Below are 8,155 nucleotides of genomic sequence, written 5' to 3' on the forward strand. Positions count from 1 at the left end.
AATCGTCTGGCGGTGCCATTTAAGGTTGATTTTCGGCTGTTTGCCGTTTCTTATGCAGTCAACGAATTCATCCACCATTCCGATCCATTCGTCGAAATAGGTATATTGAACTGTATAACGGTCGTTGGGCGCGCCGTTATGATATACATTGGGACCGAAACAGTCGCAGGCCAGAACGCCTTTTTCGCCGCTGATTACAAGATTGACCTCCATGCGTTTCGGGAACACTTCCCAGCCCGGACCCGGAACTTTAAGACGCTCCTCCATGCGGGACCAGGATGGGTCAAGCAGGAATACCGTGCCGTCCCGCATTTTCCCGTTGACCAGCAACATGTCCTCCACTTCCAGTTCCGGCCTGATATTTTTCCCCACATCTGAAAAGACAAAGTCAAAGTCGGCCCCGGTCAGCCAGCGGATAAGGTCAAAAATATGGGGATGGTCGCATAATGCTCCGCCGCGAAAGCGGGAATCTCCCTTGCGCAGGGCAATTCTTTTGCCATAACTGGCTTCCGGCACACCCTGCCAGGGAAAAGCCCAAACCGGGGAAAGGGTTATGTTGGTTGCCTGAACGGAAAATATTTTGCCGATTTCGCCGTCGGCGATCAGTTTTTTGAGGCGGTGCACCACGGGGTTGTAATGCATTTCCAACTCAACCTGAAAGACAATTCCACTCCGGGCGACCAAGTCAATCATTTCGTCATATTCCGCCATGTCAAAGGTGGGAATTTTCATTGAGAGCACATGCAGACCGCGCTTTGCGCAGTCCCGGACTTGGGATAAATGCCGGTTATTGGCGGAGGCAAGCACCACCGCCTCAATTTCCGGGTGCTCTTTAAACATCTCTCGTTCATCCATGTAACACGGCACGCCATGGTTGCCGGACTCAAACACTTTTTTGACCGCTTTGTTTTCAGCGCAGGCGGCCACCCAGTCCAGTTTTGGATTGCTCTTGAGAGTCTGATAATATTTCCTGGTATGACCGTGCGTGAGGGAGAGCATCGCTATTTTCAATGGTTTCATTGTACTATTCCTTCATTATATTATTGTTCTCAGGTAGGGCGGGGACCACGCTTAAGCGTGGTTCATGCCATAGCAGATCCGCCTAAGGCGGAAAACAGCCTTGCCTGCCACGCCAACGGCGTGGTCCCGCCGCGGTTTTGCCGTTCGGACGGCCGGACTGGCAGTCCGGCCCTACCTTTTTAAAACTTCCAAAGCGGGCTATGCCCGCAACCCAAACAAAATAAACCTCACCACAGAGACACGGAGGCACAGAGAGACTTCTCCTCACGTGTTCTCTTCCGACCAATCGTTGCGTGCATTTTGCGCAGGGTGTTGCGCCCTACACAAAATGCACGCAACACTCTGTGTGGAGATGGAAGGAGATCAAGGAGACGGATCACGCTCTGTGCCTCCGTGTCTCTGTGGTTCCGCCTGTGCGGATCCGCCGGGGCGGAGAATCCCCTCTTGTTTTTCATTTTCTTGTTTTTTATAGCGGTTCCTCATGGTAAAGGTACTATACGTTCGAAACTGGTTTCCCGGTTTTATCTGATTTCAGGGCCGCGGCGATTATGCGCAGGAGTCTTTCGTTCTGTCTGTTCCAGGCCTTGCCGGTTTTGGGGTCGGAGAGAACGGCAAAAGCGGCCCGGATAAGATTGATTTCCGACGGAGCGAAGCCGAAGAGTTCGCTGTCAATGTCGGTAAACCGTTTTTCCCCCTTGCCGGTGAAGGCATAGATGGAAGCCTGGGGCACCTGGGTATCAACGACGCGGTCGGAGGCCACTCCGCGCCGGGCTATTATTTCGTGCCGGTCAATTTCTTCCGCGCCGTCCGGGAGCGTCACGCTGCATTCAACGCTGCAGCTCAACCCGTTTGCCAGCTTCACGATCACGTTGGCCGCCTTTTTCCCGTTGAACACGGCAAACAACGATTTAATGTCCGCGCCGCCAAGGTATTCGCAGAGATCAAATTTGCGGTAAAGCAAGTGATCCAGTGATGTGTTTTTCGATGCAATGGCGCAGAAACGCAAGGTTGAAATATCTTCCAACGTGCCGTTCACGGCGATATTTTTCAGCTCGGTGAACCGTCGCTCAACGCGCCAGGGCAGCAGGCGGCATGTTTGCCCGGATTCCGTTTTCAGCATGACTTCCACCGGCGCGCCGCGTCCGGCCGGCGCGAGTTTGGCCCGGCGCCGGAGCCCGTATTTATCAATCAAATTTCCCAGGGCTTTGTTCATTGCGGCGATGTTTTTTTTTGTCATGTTTTTTTCCTTAAAACCATTAACTTGTGAATTTTGTGGCTATTTTAATGTCCAGGAATTTCAAAGACATATGTTCGTCCGAAAATCCCGTAGGGGCGTCGCTTGACGACGCCCGCCGGAAGGGCTTCGCAAGCGAAGCCCCTACGTCGAGCGGGATAATAGTTGCCCCCGATGCGCTTCGCGATCGGGGGCCTAATTCAAAATTTTCCCTGTTTATAAACATTTTACCCGCGGGATGTATTTTGCCAGCAAGGCGGCGTTGGCCTGGTCGCCGCCGGGTTCGTTGGCGCTGCGCCATACGGGGGGAACAATCCCCCTGGCAACGCAGATTTTCACGGTTTCTATTTCCAAGCGGTGGGCGATGTAAAAATCCGTTATGTTTGAGATTGGCGCTATCGGCGTATTAAAACCGGGAACGTTTATAACGGCGTCTCCGACCGGGTTGTAGTCGTCTATGCAAACATCGGCCAAGTCAAACAAGTTTTTCTTTGACGGATGGCGGATGAAATGGTCCCGCGGCATTTCATTCTGCCAATAAGAGCTGGAGACGGCGATGATCTTCACTCCGTTGTCTTTTGCTTCAAGCGCGGCGTCAATAGTCGCGGCATTTATGCCGATATTGTGAAATATTATGAGCAAATCGTCTTTTTTTAACCGGTAATATTTCATTATTGACCGGCCATAATTGACGCAGCGCTCAAGCTCCAGATATTTCAGGGCCTGATTGAAGACGGAAAGCCCCGTTTCCATGATCGGGTTGATATTGCTGAAACCGCCCGCCCTGAAAAACATTTCACCCATCACCAACGTCGTATGCCCGCCGCCGCCATAGACGTTTATCAACTTGTCCCGCTCAATGGCATCGGCCATGAATTCGCCGGCTTTCTTGATGTTTGCGGCTTGTTCCTTTTCAATCCTTTTTAAAAGCGCGCTGATTTTTTCCAGATAACCGAAATCGTTATTCTCTTTTTGCATTTTTTTTATTCCCTCCTATTTTAACACTCTTTTGTAATTTGTTCCCAGCCGGTCCCATAATTTCAAGGCGTCGGGCGCGGCCAGCACCGTTCCATACCCACCGCGGTATGTCCATGCGGCCAGCCGGTCTACGCCCAGTTTTACATACAAGTCCACGACTTCATCCATCTGTTTGAAATCGTCGGGTTGTTTATAATAATTCATGATCCATCGTTCCGACTGCTTGTTATACTTCCTTGCTATTTCCACGGTGCGTTGCGTAATGTCCTTGAAAAAACTCATCGGCAGCTGCCAGCTGATGATAGTGGTGGAAAAAACGTCAAAATAGGGCGACGCGCCCACCATGTCCCAGTTGTCATACCCCCGGTATTCCTTGACATAATATGTGTTGATGGTCGCATGGACACAGGCGGTTATTTCAAGTTTTTTGTTTATTTCCTTTATTTTCCGCGAGGTGTCTTCAAGAATGAATAACGCCTCCCGCCACCTGAACTGCTTCACGTCATCGTTCATGACTTTCGGCATCTCATAGCCATAATAATCATTGAATTTTTTCTGGCATACTGAGCACCGGCAGGTCCAGTCCTCGCCGGCGCCGCCGGTGATCGAGGCATAGGATTTCGGCAGGGCGTAGTGCGGTTCATCCCAGAAAAATCCATCGGCTTCCGTCTCCTTTGCCAGTTTCAGGCAAATGCCCTGGAAATAATCCCGGAAGGAAGGAGTATTAAAACAGGCATAAGGCAATATTTCGCCCGTAATGGCGGAAACCTGGCGATTATTAACGTTGTTTTGAAGGAAGAGGCTTACCTGCTCTCCTCCAAAATATTTTCCTATGCCCCATGGATCAAGGATTACTTTCAACCCCAGTTCATGGGCTTTTTTGATGACCGGATTAATTGACGGGAACCAGAAATCCATCTCAAATTCCGTGATGGCCAGGATGACCGCCGTGCAGCCATGGTCTATCATTTCCTTAAAGTCCCTTTCCGCGTGCTCCACGTAGTTCAAGCCGTAATAACTTACCGCTGTCTGTTTTATCGCCATTGCCGTTCCTCCGTTTCTGATTGTTTTTTCATGACGGTTTCCAATGTTTAAGGCGCTGTTTGCCGCTTAAAAACTTCACGCAATTTTTTCTCCGCGCAATGTTTCGTAGACGGCGATGATGTTTTCAACGGGCGTGTCCTCGGTGAACGCATGGGTCGGGCCGGCCACAAAACCGCCGCCGGGCGCGCCAATCTTCATAAGATTTTTTACGTATTCCCTGACTTCATCGGCGTTTTTTTCTATCACTGCGTGTTGTCCGTCAATCGCGCCCCATAAACAAATCCGGCTTCCAAAATTCTTTTTCAGCGCGGAAAATTCGTTGCCGCGCGCCTCCGACTGCAGGCGGCCGACGCATTGAATCCCCATGGCGGCCATGTCGTCAAAAATTTCCGTAAAACCTCCACAACCGTGGAAGTAGGGAATCACGCTGAATTCCCGGCAGAGGTCCACTGCTTTTTGCAGGTAAGGCCTGATATATTCGCGCCACATAGCCACGCTGAACATCATTCCGTTCTGCCCGGCCACGTCGTCGCCGATGCCGGCAATGTCAATGAGCCCTTGGTTGGTTGCAAGGAAACGGCGCATGCGTTCAAGATTGACGGCGCTGATTTTGCCCATGACGGCATGGGCCATATCGGGGTTGGAAGCCATATCCATCATGTAATTTTCCATTCCGCGCAGTCCCATGGCGTATAAAAACAGGATGAACATGTCATAAGCGGCAACGGCGTTATCCTTAAGATAAGGCAGCAGATCGGACGAAATCTCATAATCAAAAGTGTCGGGACTTGGCCAATGCGGATATTTTATTATGTCTTCAACGGATGAGGCGTCTTCCAGCGGCATTTTTTTTATAACCATCTTTTCCCCGTGCATGGCGGCATGCACGTCGCCGCAGGAAAACCATCGGTGATCACGCGCATTTTTTTTAACTCCCGGCCATACGAAACGGACGTCGCACCCGAGTTTTTCATCAAGCTGCATGTGGCCGGGAGTTACATAGGAAAAATCATCCGCTTTAACGCCCAGTTTCTTCCCCAGCGGGAACGTGACATTGTTATCCCCGAGAAAAAACGAGGGAATGCGGTCCGTTTCCTGGTGTTGAATGGAGCGCAAAACACGTTCTTTTGAGTTCATTTGTTTTGATAATGTTTGATTGGGGGTGTCCCTTCATGGTTTTATGTTGCCGCAAGTATTTCTCCGCATTGGCGGAATATTTTTCTTAACTGCTTCGCCGAGCGTTCGTCGCGCGGCGCCATGCTTTTGAGGGGGGTGGCGTAAAATTCGTCCTGGATGCGTTTCTTTTCCGCGTCAAACTGTTCCGCCGGCCGCCGCCACGCCTTCCGGCCGCCCGCGGCCAGCCGCCGTTCAATCCAGTTGAAATAAACTTCAAACTCGCGTTTGTAAACATGCCGCACCAGTTCGGAGGCAAAAGTGCGGCAGTAATCGTTTTCAATATTGCCTTTGAGGGTCTGTTCCGCGTGGGAATTGACCGGCGCGGTCCTGGCCAGGCGTTGCAGCGAGGCGTAGATTGAAAAATCGGGGTCCTGATCCAGCAGGTTGCCGAGGAGCGCAAGTAATGTTTCAATTTGTCGGCGCTGAAGCCGGATTGTATCGGCCAGCGCCTTATCCTTGCGCCAGGCGTCAAGGTTGAGCGCGATTTTTACAAACGTCCAGCGCAGGAACTGATCCAAGACGGTCCGGGCAATGTCAATCGCGTCCCGCCGCCAGAATTGGTCGCCATAATTGGCGGAAACAAGCCTTTCCAGGTTTTTAAAAACGCCGCAGCCCATGGAAAGGTTCTTCTCGGTTTTGGCATATTCGTCCCGATAGAGGGCCAGCCGTTCCGGAGTCAGGTTGGAAAACTGCTCCTGCGAGAGAATCCGGAAATAGGGAAGAAAGGCAAAACTTTTCCGGGTGCGGAAATTTGCATGCCAGCGCAGCGGACGCGAGAACGCAAAAAAATCGCGCCAGACCGTCATCATATTGCGGATAATTTTGGCGGAATAACGGCTGGCGCAGTAAGCGCGGAGCGATGCCGGCAAGGCGGCGCCGCGCGGGTTCCAGCCGTTACGGGCCAGATATTCCAGCATGAAGGTGTCGCCGTGCGAAAGCTCGGGCCAGAGCGCCAGTCCCCGGCACATTGGGTCGGAATCAGCCTCGCGCAGGCGGCCGGCCAGCGAAGAATAATTGCCGCCGATTTCCGAGTTCGGCGCAAAGGCGTGGAAAACGCCGAATATCCACGGGAATTTGCGGTATATGCCCCAGCCTCGGTAAGGTTTGCGGCCTTCCAGGTCAGCCGTGTATTCCAGAATGATGGTTCTTGACGGATCAAATTCGCGGAGCAGTTTTTTTACATCGGCATTTTTCCAATTCATGATGAAATCCCAACTGGCGATCAGCAGGGGTGCGTCCGGATAGTGTTCCCTCATCACCGACTGGATTTTGTGATAGGCATAGCGCTTGATGTTCAGATTTTCAGTCCTGGTTTTTCCGAACATGCGCTCCGCCAGGCCGATCGTGTGAAACAATTGGGGTTCTTTGCCGGCAAATTCGCGGATGTGCGTCGCGGTCAGTTTCCAGTAGGCTTGCCAGGCGCGCTCGTCAAAAATGTTCCAGACCCGGCCGGTAACCGAGTTATAACCCGGAGTGTTCTGCTTGAGGACGGGAAAGCCGGGGTTGTGTTTATAAAATGATGAGGGAGTATGGGAATACCAGTGTGTAATAGTGCCGGTATCCTCGGGATGCAGGAGGCCGCGGTCAGAGGCATATTGCAGGATTTTTTTCCGCAGTTCGCCCCGGTATTTCAGCGGCCAGAAACTGGTGCGATCGTCATAAGAACGCGGAACCGCGTCCGGGTCCGGGCCGTTTTTCGGGGGGTAGGGGCAACTCTCCGGAAAAACGCGCTGGAAAAGATCGTCAATGCCGGTCCGCAGCATGAAGAGATTCAGCCGTTTCTTCAGAATCCAGTCAATTTCCCGCTTCCAATCTTCAAAATCCCAGTGCTCCGCCTGGAAACGATGCAGACCGCGGTGGGCAAAATAGCGCAGGCCGCGATAGACAAAGCGTGGGCTTTCCGCGAAATCGCATCCGGCCATGCTGAGTTTCGGGCGGAAGGGGATTTTATCGCCGTCCCAGAAATATTCCGCTCCGGCTTTTCGTCTGAAAAAGTCATAAACGGCATAAATTGTGGAACGGGCGCAGGCGCCCGCCAGAATGAGGGTCGTGCGGCCGCGTTCCGTCAGAGAAATAATATGATAATCATCCGTGCCGTATTTGACGCGGAAGCGCGCCATGCGTCCGTTCCGGATCGGAAGAAAAGCGGCCGGATTGACGGCGTCGGAACCGATCACCACCGCGTTGCCGCGCGGCAGGGAGCCGTTCCATTTAATTAAGCGGACTTTTTGGCCGGTAACGGTCTGCCAGAGGTTCCGGAATGTTTCCCCCGCGATGAAATATCCTTTTTCCCCATGTGGCGGCAGAATAATGCTCGGTGGTGTTGCTTTCATAATGTTTTGCGCGGCCGGAAATACGCTTTTACGGCCCTCATGCCTGTATTGCAGAACTCTGGGACGCGAGGCGCGCGCTGATGCCTGCAGCGGCCGCGGTCATTTCTTTTATAATCGCTTTTTTGTGCGCGCCCTTGAAGCGGAAGGCGGGCAGGAATATGCCCAGCGCGGCCACGACACTATCGCCGCCGCCATTTTTCGCGCGCGCTTGCCCGTTTTCTCTGATGGGGCAGGCCACGCCCACCAGATCCTTTCCAGGCTGATGGGCAATCCATTCCTGCCGGCGGATCTTTTCCAGCTCGGTTTTCAGTTTTTTTAGGGAATTTGCCTGCGGCCAACTGTCGCCGGGCAGGCCGTTTTCGGCGACGAA

Annotated in this window: 7 protein-coding genes; all 7 read right to left on the reverse strand. The window is 52.5% G+C overall.

Annotated features, from left to right (window positions below):
* Nucleotides 1-1,020, reverse strand: a 1,020-nt coding sequence (locus tag PHP98_10905) for a Gfo/Idh/MocA family oxidoreductase (GenBank protein ID MDD5484136.1), incomplete at its 3' end; no start/stop codon positions are given.
* 493 nt (nt 1,021-1,513) lie between these two features.
* Nucleotides 1,514-2,257, reverse strand: a complete 744-nt coding sequence (locus tag PHP98_10910; protein MDD5484137.1) for a hypothetical protein — start codon at nt 2,255-2,257, stop codon at nt 1,514-1,516.
* Nucleotides 2,258-2,470: 213 nt separating this feature from the next.
* The gene (locus PHP98_10915) at nt 2,471-3,232 is read right to left on the reverse strand and encodes a sugar isomerase domain-containing protein (GenBank protein MDD5484138.1); all 762 of its coding nucleotides are present in this window, start codon (nt 3,230-3,232) and stop codon (nt 2,471-2,473) included.
* Nucleotides 3,233-3,247: 15 nt separating this feature from the next.
* The gene (locus PHP98_10920; GenBank protein ID MDD5484139.1) at nt 3,248-4,276 is read right to left on the reverse strand and encodes a hypothetical protein; all 1,029 of its coding nucleotides are present in this window, start codon (nt 4,274-4,276) and stop codon (nt 3,248-3,250) included.
* A gap of 75 nt (nt 4,277-4,351) precedes the next feature.
* A complete protein-coding gene (locus PHP98_10925; GenBank protein MDD5484140.1) occupies nt 4,352-5,413 on the reverse strand; it encodes a uroporphyrinogen decarboxylase family protein in 1,062 nt (353 codons plus the stop codon).
* 41 nt (nt 5,414-5,454) lie between these two features.
* Nucleotides 5,455-7,785, reverse strand: coding sequence for an alpha-N-acetylglucosaminidase TIM-barrel domain-containing protein (locus PHP98_10930; GenBank protein ID MDD5484141.1), 2,331 nt, complete (start codon nt 7,783-7,785; stop codon nt 5,455-5,457).
* 37 nt (nt 7,786-7,822) lie between these two features.
* Nucleotides 7,823-8,155 (reverse strand): IclR family transcriptional regulator C-terminal domain-containing protein (locus tag PHP98_10935; protein MDD5484142.1); only part of this gene is annotated, 333 nt, incomplete at its 5' end.

Source organism: Kiritimatiellia bacterium, assembly GCA_028715905.1.
Taxonomy (GTDB): domain Bacteria; phylum Verrucomicrobiota; class Kiritimatiellia; order JAAZAB01; family JAAZAB01; genus JAQUQV01.